General features: G+C 35.7%; 2 protein-coding genes. One reads left to right on the forward strand and one right to left on the reverse strand.

All coding sequences use genetic code 11. The annotated features are described in order from the left end of the window. Positions 1 to 669, forward strand: a 669-nt coding sequence (locus WG67_RS08255) for a glutamate--tRNA ligase family protein (RefSeq protein WP_458694984.1), incomplete at its 5' end; no start/stop codon positions are given. A gap of 273 nt (positions 670 to 942) precedes the next feature. Here the strand turns inward: WG67_RS08255 and WG67_RS08260 are convergent. Beyond that, on the reverse strand, positions 943 to 1,119 hold the full coding sequence (locus WG67_RS08260) for a hypothetical protein (RefSeq protein WP_218916204.1): 177 nt from the start codon (positions 1,117 to 1,119) through the stop codon (positions 943 to 945). Positions 1,120 to 1,160 lie beyond the last annotated feature (41 nt).

A 1,160-nucleotide genomic window follows, 5' to 3' on the forward strand; every position in this document is an offset into this window, starting at 1 on the left:
AAGCTATCCAAAAGGCATGGTGCCACAAGCGTTTGCGATTATGAAAAGATGGGAATATTGCCAAAAGCGATGCGTAATTACTTGCTGAGACTTGGCTGGAGTCACGGCAACGATGAGATTATTAGCGATGAGCAAGCAATAGAGTGGTTTAATTTAGAAAGTATTGGTCGTTCACCTGCACGGCTCGATTTCAAAAAACTGGAGCATTTGAATAACCACTATATTAGTAATATGAGCAATGAAGATATTCTGACTCTAATGCTTAGAGAAAATACTCTAACTGACAAAAAAAAGGGCTATTTACTGCAGGGACTGACAGAGCTAAAAAAAAGAGCAAACTACCTGACCGAATTATTGGATTTAGCAAAATTTTATATTCAAGATCCGCCACTTGATTTAAGTGAAGAGGCTGAGCAAATTGTCAAATCTAACCTCGATATAATCAAGTTACTTGCGTCATTTCTGTCAAAGATCGGTCATGAAAATTGGAATAAGGGTTTTTTATCTTCTCAGATCAAGGAATGTGCAAAATTGCACGATATGAAAATAAGCGATGTATACCACTCATTACGCGCCCCTATAACTGGAGTAATGGATGCACCTGGAATCATTGATATCATGGTGATTCTTGGTAAAGATGAGTGTATAAGAAGGTTACAAGCAATTTAAATGAAATAAGAAAATTTCTTGACAAGCTTTGCCAGCCCCTTTATCATGACAGTGAAGCTATTGTATTTGCTTTCGCCAATCTGCAGATTAAAAGGTAAGGATTACTTAATGTATCGGCGTCTTATGTTTAATTTTTTGCAGTATATAGATACTGTATGTCTTTACAAAACTTCATCTACATCTAGATTTTTATCTAAATAAGCTGAACGCGCTTACAAAGCGTTATAAGACATCAAAAAATGCCAATANNTGACAGAGATAGTAAAAGACTAGCTAACTCGGGGATTCTTTGTCTTTTTTTCTGCTTGGTAAATTTCTTAAACATTTGCAGCGTAGGTTAGTTGCAATTAAAAGCAGCTTAATCTTGCTTGTCAAGCGTTTAAAACATAAAAAACGCCAATATTTTAAAGCGGATAATAACCACGGGGCTTCTTTTGCCTTTTTTTTCATTTGGTAAATTTCTTAATATTTATGGCTACTCGGATGACAGG

This window comes from Wolbachia endosymbiont of Drosophila incompta, assembly GCF_001758565.1.
Lineage (GTDB): Bacteria > Pseudomonadota > Alphaproteobacteria > Rickettsiales > Anaplasmataceae > Wolbachia > Wolbachia pipientis.

Bases quoted from the DNA above. Each gene is read 5' to 3' on its own strand.
- WG67_RS08260 (WP_218916204.1), bottom strand. From the start codon at position 1,119: ATGAAAAAAAAGGCAAAAGAAGCCCCGTGGTTATTATCCGCTTTAAAA.